16 protein-coding genes are annotated in these 19,980 nt (G+C 65.1%); 12 read left to right on the forward strand and 4 right to left on the reverse strand.

The window, feature by feature from the left end:
• The gene (locus tag FB598_RS04715; protein WP_370454638.1) at positions 1-1,260 is read left to right on the forward strand and encodes an MFS transporter; all 1,260 of its coding nucleotides are present in this window, start codon (positions 1-3) and stop codon (positions 1,258-1,260) included.
• 170 nt (positions 1,261-1,430) lie between these two features.
• Here the strand turns inward: FB598_RS04715 and FB598_RS04720 are convergent, their stop codons facing one another.
• A complete protein-coding gene (locus FB598_RS04720) occupies positions 1,431-2,786 on the reverse strand; it encodes a D-amino acid dehydrogenase (RefSeq protein WP_370454639.1) in 1,356 nt (451 codons plus the stop codon).
• 108 nt (positions 2,787-2,894) lie between these two features.
• Between FB598_RS04720 and FB598_RS04725 the strand changes: the two genes are divergently transcribed.
• The 3 genes from FB598_RS04725 to FB598_RS04735 all read left to right on the forward strand — a co-directional run bounded on the left by FB598_RS04725 (position 2,895) and on the right by FB598_RS04735 (position 6,135).
• Positions 2,895-3,383, forward strand: a complete 489-nt coding sequence (locus FB598_RS04725) for an Lrp/AsnC ligand binding domain-containing protein (RefSeq protein WP_141913218.1) — start codon at positions 2,895-2,897, stop codon at positions 3,381-3,383.
• Between the two features lie 185 nt (positions 3,384-3,568).
• Positions 3,569-5,893 carry an FdhF/YdeP family oxidoreductase gene (locus FB598_RS04730; protein ID WP_183405816.1) on the forward strand — a complete coding sequence of 775 codons (2,325 nt, stop codon included), beginning with the start codon at positions 3,569-3,571 and terminating at the stop codon, positions 5,891-5,893.
• A 5-nt stretch (positions 5,894-5,898) separates the two neighbouring features.
• Positions 5,899-6,135 carry a helix-turn-helix domain-containing protein gene (locus tag FB598_RS04735; RefSeq protein ID WP_141913220.1) on the forward strand — a complete coding sequence of 79 codons (237 nt, stop codon included), beginning with the start codon at positions 5,899-5,901 and terminating at the stop codon, positions 6,133-6,135.
• A 140-nt stretch (positions 6,136-6,275) separates the two neighbouring features.
• On the opposite strand, the gene FB598_RS04740 is transcribed toward FB598_RS04735, so the two are convergent.
• The 3 genes from FB598_RS04740 to FB598_RS04750 form a co-directional block, all read right to left on the reverse strand.
• Positions 6,276-7,718, reverse strand: coding sequence for a PLP-dependent aminotransferase family protein (locus tag FB598_RS04740; protein ID WP_141913221.1), 1,443 nt, complete (start codon positions 7,716-7,718; stop codon positions 6,276-6,278).
• Positions 7,719-7,838: 120 nt separating this feature from the next.
• Entirely contained in the window at positions 7,839-9,173 is a 1,335-nt protein-coding gene (locus FB598_RS04745) for an ATP-binding protein (RefSeq protein ID WP_255463977.1), read from the reverse strand.
• The gene (locus FB598_RS04750) at positions 9,170-9,922 is read right to left on the reverse strand and encodes a response regulator (RefSeq protein WP_141913222.1); all 753 of its coding nucleotides are present in this window, start codon (positions 9,920-9,922) and stop codon (positions 9,170-9,172) included. The genes FB598_RS04745 and FB598_RS04750 overlap by 4 nt, the downstream gene beginning before the upstream one ends.
• 238 nt (positions 9,923-10,160) lie before the next feature.
• Here FB598_RS04750 and FB598_RS04755 point away from each other — a divergent pair, with 238 nt between their 5' ends.
• From FB598_RS04755 to FB598_RS04790, 8 genes are all read left to right on the forward strand, one after another.
• A complete protein-coding gene (locus tag FB598_RS04755; protein WP_183405817.1) occupies positions 10,161-12,239 on the forward strand; it encodes a TonB-dependent receptor domain-containing protein in 2,079 nt (692 codons plus the stop codon).
• Entirely contained in the window at positions 12,239-13,219 is a 981-nt protein-coding gene (locus FB598_RS04760; RefSeq protein ID WP_141913223.1) for an alpha/beta hydrolase, read from the forward strand. Before FB598_RS04755 ends, FB598_RS04760 begins: the two co-directional genes overlap by 1 nt.
• Before the next feature lie 123 nt (positions 13,220-13,342).
• Positions 13,343-14,017 (forward strand): PepSY-associated TM helix domain-containing protein, encoded by a 675-nt coding sequence (locus tag FB598_RS04765; protein WP_141913224.1) that lies wholly within the window; start codon positions 13,343-13,345, stop codon positions 14,015-14,017.
• Positions 14,018-14,095: 78 nt separating this feature from the next.
• Entirely contained in the window at positions 14,096-14,656 is a 561-nt protein-coding gene (locus FB598_RS04770) for a DUF2271 domain-containing protein (protein ID WP_141913225.1), read from the forward strand.
• A 78-nt stretch (positions 14,657-14,734) separates the two neighbouring features.
• On the forward strand, positions 14,735-15,565 hold the full coding sequence (locus FB598_RS04775; protein WP_141913226.1) for a DUF4198 domain-containing protein: 831 nt from the start codon (positions 14,735-14,737) through the stop codon (positions 15,563-15,565).
• Positions 15,566-15,679: 114 nt separating this feature from the next.
• Positions 15,680-16,693, forward strand: coding sequence for an FAD:protein FMN transferase (locus tag FB598_RS04780; RefSeq protein ID WP_141913227.1), 1,014 nt, complete (start codon positions 15,680-15,682; stop codon positions 16,691-16,693).
• 97 nt (positions 16,694-16,790) lie between these two features.
• The gene (locus tag FB598_RS04785; RefSeq protein WP_141913361.1) at positions 16,791-18,326 is read left to right on the forward strand and encodes a sulfite reductase flavoprotein subunit alpha; all 1,536 of its coding nucleotides are present in this window, start codon (positions 16,791-16,793) and stop codon (positions 18,324-18,326) included.
• A gap of 157 nt (positions 18,327-18,483) precedes the next feature.
• Positions 18,484-19,821, forward strand: coding sequence for a hemolysin family protein (locus tag FB598_RS04790; RefSeq protein WP_141913228.1), 1,338 nt, complete (start codon positions 18,484-18,486; stop codon positions 19,819-19,821).
• Positions 19,822-19,980 lie beyond the last annotated feature (159 nt).

Here is a 19,980-nt window from a genome sequence, read left to right on the forward strand (position 1 = left end):
ATGGAGACAGCACTCGACAACGTGCCGGACAATCCGCCGGCCATGCCGCCCGCATCGGCTCCGCAGCCGGCCGAGAAGACCGGGTTCCGGGTACTCGGCGCGATCAGTTTCTCGCACTTCCTCAACGACATGATCCAGTCGCTGCTGCTGGCGATCTATCCGCTGTTGAAGGGCAATTTCCATCTCAGCTTCGCCCAGATCGGCCTGATCACGCTGACCTTCCAGGTCACCGCCTCGCTGCTGCAGCCGCTGGTCGGCCTGTACACCGACAAGCATCCGAAGCCGTATTCGCTGGCCATCGGCATGGGCTCCACGCTGTGCGGCCTGCTGCTGTTGTCGGTGGCGCCCAACTTCGGCGTGCTGCTGGTGGCGGCGGCGCTGGTGGGTACCGGCTCTTCGGTGTTCCATCCGGAAGCCTCGCGCGTGGCGCGCATGGCGTCCGGCGGACGGCATGGCCTGGCGCAGTCGCTGTTCCAGGTCGGCGGCAATGCCGGCAGCGCCATGGGGCCGTTGCTGGCGGCGTGGATCATCATTCCCGGCGGCCAGGCCAGCATCGCCTGGTTTTCGATCGCGGCGCTGGTGGCGATCGTCGTGCTGCGCCAGATCGGCCATTGGTATGCGCGCCAGCAAAGCGCCGCCAAGGGCAAGGCGAAGAAGAAGGGGCCGGCCTATGTGCCGCTGCCTAAAAACAAGGTCATGCAGGCGGTCGGCATCCTGTTGCTGCTGATCTTTTCCAAGTACTTCTACATGGCCAGCCTGTCGAGCTACTTCACCTTCTACCTGATCAGCAAATTCCAGCTGTCGGTGCAGGATGCGCAGATCCACCTGTTCGCCTTCCTGTTCGCGGTGGCGGTGGGCACCGTGGCCGGCGGCCCCATCGGCGACCGCATCGGCCGCAAGGCGGTGATCTGGACCTCGATCCTGGGCGTGGCGCCGTTTACCTTGATGCTGCCGTATGCCAACCTGTTCTGGACCGGCGTGCTGTCGGTGATCATCGGCCTGATCCTGGCTTCGGCATTCTCGGCCATCCTGGTGTTCGCGCAAGAACTGATGCCGGGCAAGATCGGCACGGTCTCGGGGCTGTTCTTCGGCTTCGCGTTCGGCATGGGCGGCATCGGCGCGGCCTTGCTGGGCAAGCTGGCCGACCTGACCGACATCTACTTCGTCTACCAGGTATGCGCCTTCCTGCCGCTGATCGGCTTGCTGGCGGCGTTCCTGCCGAAGATGCAAAAGGTGGAGGCGGCGCCCGCCGCAGCCTGACGTTTAAGCCTGTACGCACGGCACGGCCGGGTGCGGGGAAGCATGATGCTTCCTTGCCCCGGCCGTGTTGTTTTGGGGCGGCGCGCAAGAAAAAAGGCCGGAGCGCATAGCACTCCGGCCAACCGTTCTGCGAGGGAAGCAGAAGAGATGAAACCTTGCCGCGGCGCGCCTCAGGCGCCGGCCAGGCGCGGCGTGTGGCGGTGGCTTGCGCCATCCATGTAGCGCGCCACCGAGAGATCCGCCGACGCGATGGCCGGGCGGCGGCCCGACATCAGGTCCGACAGCAGTTGGCCGGAGCCGCACGACATGGTCCAGCCGAGCGTGCCATGGCCGGTGTTGATGTACAGGTTCGATACCGGCGTGGCGCCGACGATCGGCGTGCCGTCCGGCGTCATCGGGCGTAGGCCGGTCCAGAAGCTGGCCCGGGCGGTGTCGCCGGCGCCCGGGAACAGGTCGTTGACCACCAGTTCCAGCGTGGCGCGGCGCTTGGCGCGCAGGGTCTTGTCGTAGCCCACGATCTCCGCCATGCCGCCCACGCGGATGCGGTCGTCGAAACGGGTGACGGCGATCTTGTAGGTTTCGTCCAGGATGGTCGACACCGGCGCGGCGGCGGCATCCACGATCGGCACCGTGATCGAGTAGCCCTTGAGCGGGTAGACCGGGATCTCGGGCAAGGCCGGCACGTCGCGCAGCAGTTGCGGCGAGTAGGAGCCGAGCGCCACCACATAGGTATCGGCCTGCACCAGTTCCTTGCCGCATACCACGCCGGCGATCTTGCCGCCGGCCATGGCCAGCGCGTCGATGGCAACGCCGTAGCGGAACTTCACCCCCAGTTCTTGCGCCATCGCCGCCAGGCGGGTGGTGAACAGCTGGCAGTCGCCGGTTTCGTCATTGGGCAGGCGCAGGCCGCCGGCCAGCTTGCCGCGCACCTTGGCCAGCGCCGGTTCGGCGCGCTCGAGCTGGTCGGAAGAGAGCAGTTCATACGGCACGCCGGCTTCTTCCAGCACGGCGATGTCCCTGGCGGCGCCGTCCAGTTGCTCCTGCGTGCGAAACAGTTGCAGCGTGCCTTGCTGGCGGCCTTCATAAGGGATGCCGGTAGCGGCGCGCAGGTCGCGGAAGCAGTCGCGGCTGTATTCGGCCAGGCGTACCATGCGTTCCTTGTTGACCGCGTAGCTGGCGGCATTGCAGTTGCGCAGCATCTGCCACATCCAGCGCAGTTGACGCAGCGTGCCGTCCGGACGGATGGCCAGCGGGGCGTGTTCCTGGAACATCCACTTGATGGCCTTGAGCGGAATGCCGGGCGCGGCCCAGGGCGAGGCGTAGCCGGGGGAAATCTGGCCGGCGTTGCCGAACGAGGTTTCCAGCGCCGGGCCGTCCTGGCGCTCCAGCACGGTGACTTCGTGGCCGGCGCGGGCCAGGTACCAGGCGCTGGTGACGCCGATGACACCGCTTCCGAGAATGACGACACGCATGGCAACCCCCGCTGAATGTGTATGTGCTGAAGAACAGCTTGTTGAGTAGAGTATTCCGCTATGATATTGATGAATATGTAGTGGTTGTTTCTATATTTATTTGTAAATTCGGGAATAAATAGTGAAAAATAACCATTAACGAGAAAGCCAGCGAGAAAGCCCATGAGAACCCAGCAGCAATCGATCCGCACCCTCGACAAGCTTGACCACCGCATCCTCGCCGCGCTCCAGAAAGACGGCCGTATTTCCATGAAAGAGCTGGGCGAGCTGGTTGGCCTGTCGGTCACGCCCTGCATCGAGCGGGTGCGCCGCATGGAACGCGACGGCGTGATCACCGGCTACTACGCGCGCGTCAATCCCGAGTCGCTGGGGGCGACCTTGCTGGTGTTTGTCGAAATCACGCTGAACCACAAGTCGGGCAACATGTTCGAGCAGTTCCGGCGCGAAGTGCTGCGCATTCCCGAGGTGCAGGAATGCCACCTGGTGTCGGGCGATTTCGATTACCTGATCAAGGCGCGCATCCGCGGCATGGCCGAATACCGCAAGCTGCTGGGCGATATCCTGCTGCAGCTGCCGGGCGCGGCGCAGTCAAAGAGCTATGTGGTGATGGAAGAAATCAAGGAAACCCTGGCGCTGCCGGTCGACGAGTGAGCGCAAGAAAGGGAATGGCGAAATGGAGAAATGGCGTGGAAGAATACGCTCAATGGCAAGGACAGTTGATCCGCCAGGTTCGGCCGCACTGTACTCTGTCCCTGCTGTCGCGACTGTACATGCAGCCGCGCGGGCGCCTGTCCTAGACTGATGAATCCTGGAATCAATCCGTTCGCACCGAGATCATGGCTAAACCGAGAATCGAGCAGTACAACCAACCCGCTGGCGGCTGGGGCGCGCTGAAGTATGTGGCGCTGAACCTGGTCAAGGAACACGTGGCCGACGGCAAGGGCCTCCGCACCCTGTTGTCGCAGAACCAGCCCGACGGTTTCGACTGCCCCGGTTGCGCCTGGCCGGACCGCGAACACACGTCCACCTTCGAATTCTGCGAGAACGGCGTCAAGGCGGTGGCGGCCGAAGCCACCAAGAAGCGCGTCACGCCCGAGTTCTTCGAGCAGCACACCGTCGCCGAACTGATGCAGCAGTCCGACTACGAGCTGGAAGAACACGGCCGCCTGACCCATCCGATGGTGTACGACGCCGCCACCGACAAATACCGCAAGATCGACTGGCAGGGCGCGTTCGATCTGATCGGCAAGCACCTCAATGCCTTGCCCGATCCGGACATGGCCGATTTCTACGTCTCCGGCCGCGCCAGCAACGAGGCGGCGTTCCTGTTCCAGCTGTTCGTGCGCCAGTACGGTACCAACAATTTCCCCGACTGTTCCAACATGTGCCACGAGCCGACCAGCGTCGGCCTGCCGGGCACGGTCGGCATCGGCAAGGGCACGGTGCTGCTGGACGACTTCGACCTGTGCGACACGCTGCTGCTGTTCGGCCAGAACCCGGCCACCAACCACCCGCGCATGATGGGCGAGCTGCGCCACGCATCCAAGCGCGGCGCCGCCATCGTCGCCATCAACCCCTTGAAGGAACGCGGCCTGGAGCGCTTTGCCGATCCGCAAAGCAAGGTCGAGATGCTCACGCTGGGCAGCACCCGGATCAGTTCCATGTTCATCCATCCCAAACTGGGCGGCGACCTGGCGCTGATCAAGGGCGTCATCAAGCGCACCATCGAACTGGACGACGAAGCCGTTGCCGCCGGCCGCGAGCGCGTGCTGGACGTCAAGTTCATCGAAGAACATACCTTTGGCTTTGAGGCGTTCGCCGCCGACGCGCGTGCCGAAAGCTGGAGCGAGATCGTGGCAGAGTCCGGCGTCTCGCGCGAAGACATCGAAAAGCTGTCGCAGGTGTATGTGAAGGGCAAGGCCGTGATCGCCACCTGGGGCATGGGCCTGACCCAGCACAAGCATGCGGTGGGCGCGATCCAGCTGCTGTCGAACATGATGATGCTGCGCGGGAATATCGGCCGTCCCGGCGCCGGCCTGTGCCCGGTGCGCGGCCATTCCAACGTGCAGGGCGACCGCACCGTGGGCATCGACGAAAAGCCGACTGAGGCTTTCCTCGACCGCCTGGAGCAGGTCTTTGAATTCAAGGCGCCGCGCCATCACGGCAACGACACCGTGGGTTCGGTGATGGCCATGCTGGAAGGCCGCACCAAGGTCTTCATCGGCCTGGGCGGCAACTTCGCCATGGCCACGCCCGATACCTATCGCACCTTCGAGGCGATGCGTTCGTGCAACCTGACCGTGCACATCACCACCAAGCTCAACCGCAGCCACTTGGTGCACGGCAAGGATGCCCTGATCCTGCCGACCATGGGCCGCACCGAGATCGACGTGCAGAAGTCCGGCCCGCAAGGCGTGACGGTGGAAGACTCGATGAGCATGGTGCACGTCTCCTACGGCATCAACAAGCCGGCTTCGCCCGACCTGATGTCGGAGACCGCGATCGTGGCCCACATGGCCGAAGCCACCATGAAGTCGCGCCACAACGGCAAGAAGATCGACTGGCTGTGGTACGCCGAGGATTATTCGCGCATCCGCGACGCCATCGAAAAGGTGTACGACGCCTTCAAGGGCTACAACGAGCGCATCGCCCGCCCGGGCGGCTTCCACCTGGGCGTGGCCTCGCGCGAGCGCGTCTGGAAGACCGATACCGGCCGCGCCAACTTCATCGTCCATGCGATTCCCAAGGACACGCCGATCCACCGCGCCCGCAAGATCCATGGCGACAAGCTGATGACGCTGATGACCACGCGTTCGCACGACCAGTACAACACCACCATCTACGGCATGGATGACCGCTACCGCGGCGTGTTCGGCCAGCGCCGGGTGGTGTTCATCCATCCCGAGGATCTGAAGATGCTGGGCCTGAAGAACGGCGAGTGGGTCGACATGGTGAGCGTATGGGACGATGGCGTGGAACGCCGTGCCGACGGCTTCCTGCTGGTCGAATACGACATCCCGCGCGGCTGCATCGGCAGCTACTACCCGGAAACCAACCCGCTGGTGCCGCTGGAAAGTTTCGCCGACCGCGCCCGCACGCCGACTTCCAAATCCATTCCGGTGCTGTTGTCGCGCTCGGCGGCGCAGCCGGCCACGGCCTGATCGCCATGGACGCCGAAGAGGCCTTGCCGCCGGAAGTGCTGGCCATCCTCGGCGAGCTGCAAGCCGACCATGAGCGCAGCGGCGGCGCGCCGTTGTCGCTGGCGCGGCTGTCCAAGCGCACGCAGCTGCGCATGAGCACGCTGCGGCGTTTTCTCTCGGCCCTGGAAGAGGCGGGCGTGGTCAAGGTGGAGTTGAATGAGGACGGCACCGGCAGCGTGCAATTGTTGCTGCCCGGCGCCTGATTGTCGGCGCGTCTTCGATACGGCGCGATGCGCCTACTCAGCCCGAACGGTCGATATCGTACTGAAGATAAGAATAGCCGTTCGGACTGAGTAGGCGCGTCAGCGCCGTATCGAAGGCGCTCCATATTTCTCAGGCTTTCTCAGGCGGCCAGTTCCTCCACCAGTTTCCCCACCAGTTTCAAAGCCTGCTCGATTTCGCGCGACCACGGATAGCTGTAGTTGAGCCGGATGAAATGGCTGTAGCGGTTGGTCGCCGCGAAGATGCGCCCCGGCGCCACCGTAATGCCCAGCGCCAGGCAGCGCCGGTACAGTTCCATCGCATCCGCCCCGGCCGGCAATTCCACCCATAGCACATAGCCGCCTTCCGGTTCCGACACTTGCGTGCCGGCGGGGAAGAAGCGCAGCACGAAATGGCGCATCAGGTCGCGTTGCTGGGCGAAGGCGCGGCGCACCCGGCGCAGGTGGCGCTCATAGCCGCCCTGGGTCAGGTATTGCGCGATGGCCCGTTGCGGGACGGTGGGCGTGGTCAGGGTGTTGAGGAACTTGAGTTTTTCCACCTGCTCGCGGTATCGGCCGGGCATGGCCCAGCCGATACGGTAGGCCGACGTCAGGCTTTTGGAAAACGAGGAGCAGTGCAGCACCAGGCCCGTGCGGTCGTAGTTCTTCAGCGACGAGGGGTGGGCATTGCCGTAGTACAGCTCGCTGTAGACGGCGTTTTCGATCAGCGGCATCTGGCGCCGTTCGGCCAGCCGCACCAGCCTTTCCTTCTCGCCGTCGGGCATCTGGAAGCCGAGCGGGTTCTGGAAATTGGGCATGACCATGCAGGCCGCCACCGGCTGCGTTGCCATGATCCGCTCCAGCGCATCGACATCGATGCCGCGCCGGGGATCGGTCGGGATCTCCAGGGCTCGCATGCCCAGGCGCTCGATCGCGTGCAGCATGGCGTAGAAGGTCGGCGTCTCCACCGCGACGGTGTCGCCCGGACGCGCCACCGCCTGCAGGCACAGGTTGATGGCTTCGGTGGCGCCGACCGTCACCACGATTTCCTCGGGATTGACCTTCAGGCCGTTTTCCAGGTAGCGTCGCGCGATCTGCCGCAGCAGGTCGGGGTGGCCTGGCGGCAGGTCGTCGAACACGCTGGAGTGGCTGGCGCTGCGCGTGATCCTGCCGGCGTACTGGGTCACCCGTTGCGAGGGAAACAGCGCCGGATTGGGGTAGGGCGAACCCAGCGGTACGGTGCCGTCTTGCTGGATGGTCTTCAAGGTGGCCAGCACCAGCCGGCTGACGTCGACCTCGGTGGATTGCTGGTAGGCCGGATTGTCCTGGCGCGCGCTGCGCCTGGCGGCCGGCTTGTCGCCCGTCGGCGCCTGCTCGCGCACGAAGTAGCCGGATTGCGGATGGCTTTCGATGATGCCGCGGCTTTCCAGCAATTCGTAGGCGCGCACCACGGTGGTTACGCTGACCTTGTGCTGCTGGCTGGCGATGCGTACCGAGGCGATGCGCTCGCCCGGGCGCAGCACGCCGTCATGGATGGAAGCCGCCAACTGGTCGGCGAATTGCTGGTACAGGGGGATGGCGGCCATGGCAGGGCGGGCTTGGGACCGAGGTTAAGTGTCAGGAGCTGTCGGCCCGTATTTTACAAGGCGCGGGCCATGGCGACGATGGCGGCCGGTGACAAGTGGCGTCACGGGCCGGATACCGCCTCAGGCCGGCAGGCTGATCACCGCGCGCAGGCCGGATGGCCGGTCCGCGCCGTCGCGATTTTCCAGTTCCAGCCGTCCGCCGTGGGCTTCGATGCATGAGCGCGCAATCGCCAGTCCCAAGCCGACGCTGCCGCCATCCTTGCCCGTGCCGCGATGGCGCGCGGCATCCAGGCGGACGAAGGGCTTGAAGACTTCCGGCAACTGGTCGGCGGCAATGCCGGGGCCGTCGTCGTCCACATGGATCAGCAGGGAACCGCCGGCTGCCGGGAACACGGCCAGCCGGGCGCGCTGGCCGTAGCGCACCGCATTGTCCACCAGGTTGCCGATGGCGCGCTTGAGGCCCACCGGGCGGCAGCGGTAGGGCAGCGCGCCCGGGGCATCGCTGCGCAAGTGCACGTCGTGTCCCTGGGCCAGTTGCTCTTGCGCCACGTCGCGCAGCAGCGCGTGCAGGTCGACTTCGCGGGTGTCTTCATTGCGGGCATCGTCGCGCGCGAAGCGCACGGTTTCTTCCACCATCACGCGCATCTCTTCCAGGGTACGGATCATGGCTGCGCGCAGCTGCGCATCTTCCACCATCTCCGCGCGCAGGCGCAGCGAGGTGATCGGCGTGCGCAGGTCGTGGCTGATGGCGGCCAGCAGGCGGGTACGGTCTTCGACGAAGCGCGTCAGGCGCTCCTGCATGAGATTGAAGGCGGCGGTGACTTCGCGCGCTTCCGATGGTCCGCTGACCGGCAGCGGGCCGAGCTGCTCGCCGCGGCTGACGCGTTCGGCGGCATGCGCCAGCGCCTTGATGGGACGCAGGATGCGGCGCACGAACAGGAACACGATCACCAGCACCGGCAGCGTGCTGACCGGCACCGAGAAGCGCAGCGGCCGCATCCATGCCTGCGACATCACGGGATGCTGCAAGGTGTTGATCCATTGTCCGTCCGGCACGCGCATGGCGATGCGCAGGTCGCCCTGGCGCGCGCTGTGGCGCACCAGGCTCACGCGTATGTCGCTCGCTTGCAGGCCCAGCCGGGTTTGCAGTTTTTCCCTGATGACATCCTGGTCGTAGCCTTGCTGGCTGCCTTCGTCGATGGCGGCCGCCTTGTCCAGCGCGTAATCCGAATGGTCGTCGCGTATGGCCTCCAGCGCCCGGCGCGCCTGCGCCTGCGGCAAGGCGCCCAGCCGCCATGCGGCGGCGGCATGCTCGACCATCTGGTCGCGCGAGATGGCGTGGATGGTTGCCCCATTGGTGAGCACCATCGACAGGCCGATGGCGTGCGCGGCCACCAGTCCGAGCAGCAGCAGGCCGATCAACTGGCCGGCCATGGTGCGCGGCCACAGTCTCATGGGAGGTGCGGTTCGGCGCGGACCTGCGCGGCGAACAGGTAGCCGTTGCCCCATACGGTCTTGAGCAGGCTGGGGTGGCGCGGATCGGCTTCGAGCTTCTTGCGCAGGCGGCTGACCTGGCTGTCGATGCTGCGGTCGAATGCCTGCGCATCGGCGCCGGCGGTCAGGTCCAGCAGCTTGTCGCGCGAGAGTACGGTATTGGGATGGGCCACCAGGGCGCACAGCAGGCGGTATTCGACGCTGGAAAGGGGCGTGGCCGTGCCGTCGCGGCCGCGCAGTTCGCGGCGTTCGAGGTCGAGCGTCCATTGGCCGAAGCGGTAGCGGTGGATGGCGCTATGGCCGGGATTTGTCGCGGCCGGCAGGCTGCGCGCGATCCGGCGCAGCACGGTCTTGATGCGCGCCACCAGTTCCTGCGGTTCGAAGGGCTTGACGATGTAGTCGTCGGCGCCGGTTTCAAGACCATTGACCTTGTCCGCGCTGGACGACATCGCCGTCAGCAGGATCACCGGGGTGCCGTATCGCTCGCCGATGTGGCGGCACAGCGAAAGGCCGTCTTCGCCCGGCATCATCACGTCCAGCAGCGCCAGGTCGAACGCTTGCCGCTGCAGCAGGCGGCGCGCCTGGGCGGCGTTGAACGCCATGCTCACCAGCATGCCCTGGCGGCGCAGGTAGGCAGCCAGCGGTTCGCAGATGTCGAGATGATCGTCGACCACCAGGATGTGGCGGTCGGCATCGGGTGGGTATTCCACGTATTGCCCTTCTTGTATTGCATCGGGAGGCCTGGCGCAGGGGCGCAGGAAGTTGCCACATATTGACAAACTTTTCCTGATTTTAAATGAATATAATTCTCATTTGCAAATGCAATAAAACTCCAACCCGACCACAATCCGGCGCCGGTGCGGCTTTGCGGGGACTTTCCTCGCAGGGGATCGCTTGCGCCTGCGTATTGCGAGGGGTGGGCAACCAACACGATGGGGGAACAGCACCATGCAACAATCGAAACAGGAATTCATGCCGACCCGTGCGGCCCTGGCTGTGGCCGCGGCGCTGGCGATGACAGGGGGCGCGGCCCAGGCGCAGTCGGCGTCGGCGGCGTCGGGGCTCAAGGAAGTGGTGGTGACCGCCACCGGCTTCGAGCAGGAAGTGGTCGACGCGCCGGCCAGCATCACCGTGATCACGCAGGAGCAATTGAAGAAGAAGCAATTCCGCGACCTGACCGATGCGCTTTCCGATGTGGAAGGCGTGACCGTCACCGGCACCGCGACCGAGAAGGATATTTTCATCCGCGGCCTGCCCGGCGCCTATACGCTGATCCTGGTGGACGGCAAGCGCCAGAGCACGCGCGACGCGCGCACCAACGGCAACTCCGGTTTCGAGCAGTCCTACATCCCGCCGCTGGAAGCCATCGAGCGCATCGAGGTCGTACGCGGCCCGATGTCTTCCCTGTATGGTTCCGACGCCATGGGCGGCGTGATCAACATCATCACCAAGAAGATCGCCAGCAAGTGGGGCGGCGCGGTGACGTTCGACACCACGCTGCAACAGCATGGCGACTCCGGCGATTCCTACCAGGGCCAGTTCTACCTGAACGGGCCGATCGCCGCCGACGTGCTGGGCCTGCAATTGTGGGGCAAGGTCTACAAGCGCCAGGAAGACCGCATCCTCAACGGCAACACCAAGGCGCTCGATACCGACTTTACCGCGCGCCTGGCGCTCAGGCCCAACAAGGATCACGACATCCTGCTGGAAGCCGGCACCACCCAGGTGCGTCGCGACGCCTCTTCCTACCATACGCTGGCGGCCACCGCGACGACTGCCGACAGCTATACCGAAAACCCGCGCGACCATTTCTCGTTGTCGCATACCGGCCGCTATGGCTGGGCGACATCGGATGTGACATTCTCGTACGAGAAGGCGCAGCGCAAGAGCTACACCGAGAGCCCGGCCGGCAGCGATCGCTATGCCCAGGCCGCGCGCGCGCCCAAGATCGAGAATGCCGTGCTGGACGGGAAATTAAGCATGCCGCTGGGATCGCACTGGCTGGTGCTGGGGGGGCAATGGAACGAAGGCAAGCTGACCGACCAGAATCCGGGGCTGCGCACCGGGATCGACCAGAGTTTCCGCATCACGCAAAAAGCCCTGTTCGTCGAGGACGAATGGAAGCTGGCCGAGGCCTGGTCGCTCACCGGCGGCCTGCGGCTGGACAACCACGAGGTCTACGGCAACCATTGGAGCCCGCGCCTCTACAGCGTGTGGCATACCACCGCCAACCTCACCGTCAAGGGCGGCGTCTCGCGCGGCTTCCGCGCGCCGGATATCCGCACCATCGCGCCGGGCTATGCCTACACCACCGGCGGCGCCGGATGCACCTATGGCCCCACCGGCACCTGCGGCGTGATTATCGGCGACCCCGACCTGAAGCCGGAAACCAGCACCAGCTACGAGCTGGGCGCGCTGTGGGACAACAAGGCCGGCTTGTCCGGCGGCGCCACGCTGTTCTATACCGACTTCAAGGACAAGGTCAGCAACGCCCTGGTCTATAACGCCGACGGCTCCATCGCGCGCTGGTCGCAGGATCCCAACTACCGCCTCTGGTACAGCTACAACGTCGATCGCGCCACCATCAAGGGAGTGGAATTGACCGGCCGCTGGCAAGCCACCAGCCGCCTGGCGTTGAAGTCCAACTACACCTACACCGACTCGCGCCAGAAGGGCGGCAGCTATGACGGCTATGCGCTGGCGCGCACGCCCAGGCACATGTTCAACCTCCGCGCCGACTGGACGCAATCGGATGCCTGGCGGCTGTGGGCCGCGTTCAATTACCACGGCAAGGAAGTCAATGCCGCGGCACGCGTGGGGACCGCCGGCACCACCATCTCGTCGTCCGGCGTGAAGGAGTACAAGGCTTATGCGCTGGCCGACATCGGCACCACCTATGACATCGGCAAGCTCACCAGCATCGCGGCGGCGATCTACAACATCACCGACAAGCGCCTGGACGAGCAAAGCTTCAACACCGTCGGCGATGGCCGCCGCCTGTGGGTAAGCCTGACCCAACGTTTCTGATGAACGATATCCTGCATTGGCGCCGCCGCCTGCTGGCGGCCGCCTCATTGTGCGCCTTGCTTCCCGGCCTGGTACGGGCCCAGCCGGACTTGTCGAAAAAGCTTGGCCCGACCATCGCCGACAGCGGCTCGGCCTTCTATCGTTTCGAGCGCTTCGATCTGCGTTCGGACGATGGCGGGCGCAGCTACCGCGTGATGCTCGGCATTCCCCGCCGCGCCGCGCCGGCGGCGGGCTATCCGGCGATCTTCCTGCTCGACGGCAATGCTGCGATGGCCGCCATCGACGAACGCCAGTTGCAGGCGCTGGATGCCGCGCAGCCGCCGGTGATCGTGGCCATCGGCTACGACACCGAGCTGCGTTTCGACGTCACGGCGCGCGCCTACGACTACACCCCGCCATTCCCGCAGGGGCAGGTCGATGAGGAAGCCGCGCGCGGTCGCAAAGGCGGCGGGGCGGACGTATTCCTCGATCTGCTTGAGCGGCAGGTCATGCCGCGCGTGCGCGCCAGGGCGCCGCTCGACGATGGCCGGCTGGCCTTGTGGGGGCACTCCTACGGAGGATTGTTCGTGCTGCATACGCTGTTTTCACGCGGGCAATTGTTCCGCAACTACATCGCCGCCAGCCCATCGCTATGGTGGCAGCGCGGGGTGATCCTGGATGAGGAAAAGAACTTCGTGCATGCCAAGGCTGCGCCAGGCGTCCGCCTGTGGGTGATGGTGGGGGAAGCGGAGGGGCGCCAGCGCAAGGCTGTTTCGCAAGGCGATGCCCAGGCCGACGCCCGCGCGCAGTCCATGCTGGCGTCGCGCGGCGCAATGCCGGCCCAGGCCTTGCCGGACATGATTGCTCGCCTCCAGGGGAAAAGCGGCCTGGAGGTTTCCTTGCGCAGTTTCCCCGGCATGGCGCATGGGCCGATGCTGCCTGCGTCGCTGGAGCCGGCCTTGCGCATTGCCGCCGGGTTGCCGCCTTATCCGGGGGAATAGGGGTTTGTACCGTTATGTATCGCAAAGTAAAAGAGCGGCCGCGGCCGTGCCATGCGCGGGTGTTTTCGTTTCAATTGAGAATCATTATTATTTGAAAGAGGTGGCGGGGAGCCATCGCGCGCCATGAAGGAAGCCAACGCAGCCAAGCCAGCCGAGCAACTACCGGACCAGAAACGCCGCGCCTTCTGGCTCAAGCACTTGCACCAATGGCACTGGATCAGTTCCGGCATCTGCCTGGTGGCGATGCTGGCCTTCGCGGTGACCGGGTTGACGTTGAACCATGCGGCGCAGATCGAGGCCAAGCCGCAGGTCAGCCAGCGCAAGGCGCAATTGCCCGCGGCGCTGCTGGCGCCTTTGCGGCGGCAGGCTGAAGCTGCCGATAGCAAGGGCGGCGGCGCGAAGGACGAATTGCCGGCGCCGGTGCGCGACTGGATCGCGCAACAGTTGTCGGTGACGGTGGGCGCGCAGGCGGCGGAATGGTCGGCCGACGAGGTGTATGTCTCGCTGCCGCGCCCGGGTGGCGATGCCTGGCTGAGGGTGGCGCTGGAGGACGGCCAGGTCGAATACGAAAAAACCGATCGCGGCTGGATTTCCTACTTCAACGATTTGCACAAGGGACGCAATACCGGCACGGCGTGGAGCTGGTTCATCGATATCTTCGCCATGGCCTGCCTGGTGTTTTGCATCACCGGCCTGTTCTTGCTGCAGATGCATGCGGGCAAGCGTCCTGCCACCTGGCCGCTGGTTGTGCTTGGACTGGTGGCGCCGCTGTTGCTGGCGATCCTGTTTATTCATTGAGTCCGGCGTGCAGCCGGGCTGGTTTCACTTGTTTTTTATCTGTCGTTTTCATCCGAATCCGTTAGCGAGGCCCGTCTTATGAAACACCAGCAAGATCCGGCAAGACAATCCGCACTGCTCAAGCCCACCGTCCTGGCATTGGCCATGGCGGCCCTGTTCGCGGCGGCGGCTCCGGCCGGCGCGGCCGACATGAACCTGAAGATCGAGATCCCCACGCTCAATGTGGCCGAGTACCACCGTCCTTACCTGGCGGCCTGGATCGAGCGTGCCGACCAGAGCGTGGCCGCCAACCTGGCGGTCTGGTACGACCTCAAGAAGAAGGACAAGGAGGGCGAAAAGTGGCTCAAGGATATCCGCCAGTGGTGGCGCCGCAGCGGCCGCGAACTGCAGATGCCGGTAGATGGCGTCAGCGGCGCGACGCGTCCGGCCGGCGAACAGAAACTGAACTTCGGTTCCGGTAAGGGCCCGTTGGCCAGCCTGGCGCCGGGCGACTATGTGCTGCTGGTGGAAGCCGCGCGCGAAGTCGGCGGCCGCGAGCTGGTGAAGCTGCCGTTCCAGTGGCCGCCGAAGTCGCTCCAGACCGCCAGGGCGCAAGGCAGCAGCGAACTTGGGGCCGTCTCGCTCGAACTGAAACCCTGATTGCGGCGCCGATTCAAGTCCTGAATCGAGTCCAGTTTTTCATTTCCATCATCAAAGAATCCAGACCAAGGAGCCAACATGAATTTTTCCCTCAAACGCACCGTACGCGCCTCGATGAAGGTCGCCGCCCTGGCGCTGGCGATCAGCCTGCCGCTGTCGGCCCATGCGCATCGCCAGTGGCTGCTGCCGTCGTCCACCGTGCTGTCGGGCAATGCAGCCTGGGTGACGGTGGATGCCGCCGTTTCCAACGACCTGTTCTATTTTGAACATTTCCCGCTGCGCCTGGATGGCCTGGTGGTGACCGGCCCTGAGGGCAAGCCGGTGCAGGCGGTCAACGCCGCCACCGGCAAATATCGCAGCACGTTCGATGTGCAGTTGAGCCAGCCGGGCACCTACAAGATCGCCGTGGTCAACAACGGCGTGTTTGCCAGCTACAAGGTGGACGGCCAGCAGAAGCGCTGGCGCGGTAGCGCCGACGCCCTGGCCAAGGAAATTCCGGCCAATGCGCAGGAACTGAAAGTGACCCAGGTCAACGGCCGCGTGGAAACCTTCGTGACGGCGGGCAAGCCGACCAGGACCGCGCTGGCGATCACCGGCGCCGGCCTCGAATTGCAGCCGGTCACCCATCCGACCGACCTGGTGGCGGGCGACACGGCCAGCTTCCAGTTGCTGCTGGATGGCAAGCCGGCTTCGGGCATCGAAGTGGAAGTGGTGCCGGGCGGCATTCGTTACCGCGACAAGCTGCAAGATACCAAGGTCACGACCGATGGCGATGGCAAGTTCAGCGTGAAGTGGGGCGGCCCGGGCATGTACTGGATGCAAGCCAGCGTGTCCGACCAGAAAACCACGCTGCCGCAGGCCGCGCAGCGCCGCGCCAGCTACATCGCGACCGTGGAAGTGCTGCCCTGAGGCCGGCCTTGAATCCTTGAGGCGCCGATCGTTCCAGGCACCCGCATTGCGGGTGCCGTTTTTGTTTCCGGGGAGCGCGGCAAGCGCTCCCCCTTGCATTGGGTTTGTCAGCCGATGTCCAACCGTGTATTGATTCCGCTTGACCTGGACGAGCCGCCGGTATTGCCGCCGGGCGTCGTCGAGTATCGCCTGTCCGGCGCCGCCATGGGGACTTCCTGGAATGTGCAGGCGCTGGCGCCCAAGGGCGTGGCGCGCGCATCGATTGCGGCTGCCGTGCAGGCGCAGCTGGAGCGGGTGATCCGCGAGATGAGCACCTGGGAGGAAGATTCCAGCCTGTCGCGCTTCAACCGCGCGCCGGCCGGCAGTTGGCACAGTTTGCCGGAGGCTTTCCATACCGTGCTTGATGCCGCGTTGACGATGGCGGCCGACAGCGGCGGCGCTTTCGACCCGACCATCGGGCCGCTGGTGAATGTGTGGGGGTTCGGGCCGCAGAGCGAGCGTGCTGTGCCGTTTCGCGAAGTGCCGGACGAAGCTGCGTTGCAGGCGGCCCGCGCGTGCTGCGGCTGGCAACGCATCGCGCTGGACCGTTCCGCGCGCAGCGCGCTGCAGCCGGGCGGGGCCTACCTGGATTTCTCCGGCATCGCCAAGGGCTATGCGGTCGACCTGGTGGCGCAGGCGTTGCGCGCAGCCGGTTGCGTGAGCTGGCTGGCCGAAGTGGGAGGCGAGCTTTCCGGCTTCGGGGTGAAGGCGGATGGACAGCCCTGGTGGGTGGCGCTGGAACGGCCGCCGCAGGATACGGCGGCGCAAGGCCTGCTGGTGGCGCTGCACGGGCTGGCGATCGCCACCTCGGGCGACTACCGGCGCTATTTCGAACGCGACGGCCGGCGCTATGCGCACACCATCGATCCGCGCAGCGGCCGTCCGGTGCGGCATGACCTGGCCTCGGTCACGGTGCTGCATCCGCAATGCATGGTGGCCGATGCATTGGCCACCGCGCTGACCGTGCTGGGCGTGGAAGAGGGCATGGCCTTCGCCCGCGAGCGCAATATCGCGGCGCTGTTCATCGGCGGCGGCGCGTCCGGTTTCAGCGAAAGCATGACGCCGGCTTTGGCCGCCATGCTGGATTGAAGGCGCGATGGGCAAGCTGACGGCATCGACTTCCACGCAACTGGTCGCTACCTGCGCCGCGGCCGTGCTGGCCGGCTGGGGCGCCTGGCGCACGCACATGGCCGACAGCATGCAGGGCCGCTGGTTGCTGGCGGCGTTGATCGCGCTGGCGTATCTGGTGTTTTGCACAGTGACCGTATTGAAGTACAGGCGCGCCCAGCGCGAGCAGGAAAAATTGTGGGCGGCCGATGCTAGCCATACCGATCCGTGCGCCGCCGACGGGACGGTATTGGTCGTCTTCGCCAGCCAGACCGGTTTTGCCGAGCAACTGGCGTTGCAGTCTGCGCAAAGCCTGCGCAAGGGCGGCATGGCGGTGCGTGTGCTGCCGCTGGGCCGGCTCACGGAACAGGATTTGCAGGCGGCGCGCCAGGCGCTGTTTATCGCCAGCACTACCGGCGAGGGCGACGCGCCTGACGGCGCCGCGGGTTTCGCGCGCCGCATGGCTGACGCGATGGGAGATGCCTCGCTGGCGGGCCTGCAGTTCGGTGTGCTGGCATTGGGCGACCGCAGCTATGCGCGCTACTGCGCTTTCGGCCATGCGCTGGCGGCCTGGCTGCGCCGCCGTCGCGCCCAGCCGTTGTTCGATACGGTCGAAGTCGACAATGGCGAAGAAGGGGCCTTGCGCCATTGGCAGCACCAGCTTGGCGTGCTGTCCGGCCATACCGACGATGCCGACTGGAGCGCGCCAAGCTACGGCCGCTGGCGCCTGGCGCAGCGTCGCCTGTTGAACCCGGGCAGTGCGGGCGGACCGGCGTTTCACTTGTCGCTGACGCCGCTGGACTTGCCGGCGCCGCAATGGCAGGCCGGCGATATCGCCGAGATCGGCCCGCGCAACGGCGATGAGGAGGTGCATCGTTTCATGCAGACGCTGTCGTTGGCAGGCGAGCCGCTGGCGCGGGAGCTGGCGAGCCGGATGCTGCCGCAGGAAGCAGCGGCCATCGATGCCTTGCGCGGCCTGGCGCCGGCGCAGATGCTGGCGCAATTGCCGCCCTTGCCGCATCGGGAATATTCCATCGCCTCCTTGCCGCAGGACGGCACGCTCGACCTGCTGGTGCGCCGCATGGCGCAGGCCGATGGCCGTCCCGGCATCGGTTCCGGCTGGCTGACCCTGAATGCGCGGGAAGGGCAGGAGCTGGCGCTGCGCGTGCGCAGCAACAGCGGTTTCCACGCGCCGCCCGACGCCAGTCCGCTGATCCTGGTCGGCAACGGCACCGGGCTGGCCGGTTTGCGCGCCCACTTGCGCGCGCGGGCGGCGGCCGGGCACCGGCGCAACTGGCTGGTGTTCGGCGAGCGTTCGCGCGCTACCGATTTCTTCCACCGCGACGAGATCGAAGCCTGGCAGGCGCAGGGAATGCTGGAGCGCCTGGACCTGGCGTTCTCGCGCGACCAGGCCGGACGCGTCTATGTGCAGGATCGGCTGCGCCAGTCTGCCGATGCCTTGCGCCAGTGGGTCGGGCAAGGCGCGTACATCTATGTGTGCGGCAGCCTGCAGGGGATGGCGGCGGGCGTCGCGGCCGCCTTGCAGGATATCCTCGGCGCAGAGGCGCTGATCGCGCTGGCCGAGCAAGGGCGCTACCGGCGCGACGTGTACTGAGAACCTGTGCACGATCTTGAGGCCGGCTGCCGGCGCATCCGGTATGCGGTTTTCCCGATCCTTGGGCCGGCGTAACGGGATATTCTTTTTCGATGATTTGCGTTTTCTGCCCGTTGCGCGAGAAAATGGGGCGTCAAATCAAAGAGAGAAGAACAAAATGAGCATATTCGCCAGCTTTTTGCTGATCCTTCTCCTGGTGGTGATCAGCGCCTTCCTCTCCTGCGCCGAGATTTCCATTGCCGCTTCCCGCAAGATCCGCCTGGAGATGATGTCCAAGGAGGGAGATGCCAATGCCGACCGCGTGCTGGCGCTGCAGGCGCAGCCGGGCAATTTTTTCACGGTGGTGCAGATCGGGCTCAATGCCGTCGCCATCCTCGGCGGCGTGGTCGGCGAGCCGGCATTGACGCCGCACATGCGCCTGATTGTCGAAACGTTCTATCAAGGCCCCTGGCTGGAGAGCATCAGCTTCGCCATGTCCTTCCTGGCGGTGACGGCCTTCTTCATCCTGTTCGCCGACCTGATGCCCAAGCGGCTGGCGATGGTGGCGCCGGAACGCGCGGCCGTTGCGCTGGTCAAGCCGATGCTGCTGCTGGAAACCCTGTTCAGGCCGCTGGTCTGGTTTTTCAACAGCCTGTCGAAATGGATCTTCACGCTGTTCGGCTTGCCGCAGGTGCGCCAGGAGGTGATCACGCCCAATGAGATCCACGCGATGGTCGATGCCGGCGCCCAGGCCGGCGTGCTGCTCACGCAGGAGCATCACCTGATCGAAAACGTGTTCGAGCTGGAGAGCCGTTACGTGCCGTCGGCCATGACGCAGCGCGAGAATATCGTCTACTTCCTGTTGAACGACAGCGAGGAAACCATCCAGCAAAAGATCATCGACCACCCGCATTCGCGTTTCCTGGTGTGCGACGGCAACATCGACGTCGTGCTGGGCTACATCGACAGCAAGGATGTCTTGAAGCGCCTGCTCAAGGGCGAACGTTTTTCTCTGGCGGACAAGGGCCTGGTGCATAGCCCCTTGTCGATTCCCGACAGCCTGAACCTGTGGGAGGTGCTGGAGCGGATGAAGGCGATGGACGAGGACCTGGCCATCGTGGTCAACGAATATGCGCTGGTGGTGGGCATCATCAGCATCACCGATGTCACTAACGTGCTGATGGGGAACTTGCTGTCCATGCCGGAGGAGGAGCAGCAAATCGTGCGGCGCGACGAGAACTCATGGCTGATGGATGGCTTGACGCCCTTGAATGACGTGATGAACGAGTTGGACATCGAAGAGTATCCGAACCCGGTCGGCTACGAGACGCTGGCCGGTTTCATCATGTACATGCTGCGCAAGATCCCGAAAAAAACCGACTTTGTGCTCTTTTCGGGTTTCAAGTTCGAGGCGGTCGATATCGAGGGAAACAAAATCAACCAGTTGCTGGTCACTCGCTTCAAACAAGAAAAGAGCGAACCGCAGACCAGCAAGGAAGCTGCCGGCAACCTCTGACCATCCGGTCGACACCAACATGACGGGGCGCGCGTGCCGCATCGCAGCGGCGCGCCGGCGGGCGGGAAAGAACAGGAACCCGCATGCCTATCCGCCGTCGCATCCTCTCTCTTCATTCGATTCTTTTTGCCGCCGTTGCGAGCCGGATCGCCAAGACGT

Source organism: Herbaspirillum sp. SJZ106, assembly GCF_006715495.1.
Taxonomy (GTDB): Bacteria; Pseudomonadota; Gammaproteobacteria; order Burkholderiales; family Burkholderiaceae_D; genus Herbaspirillum.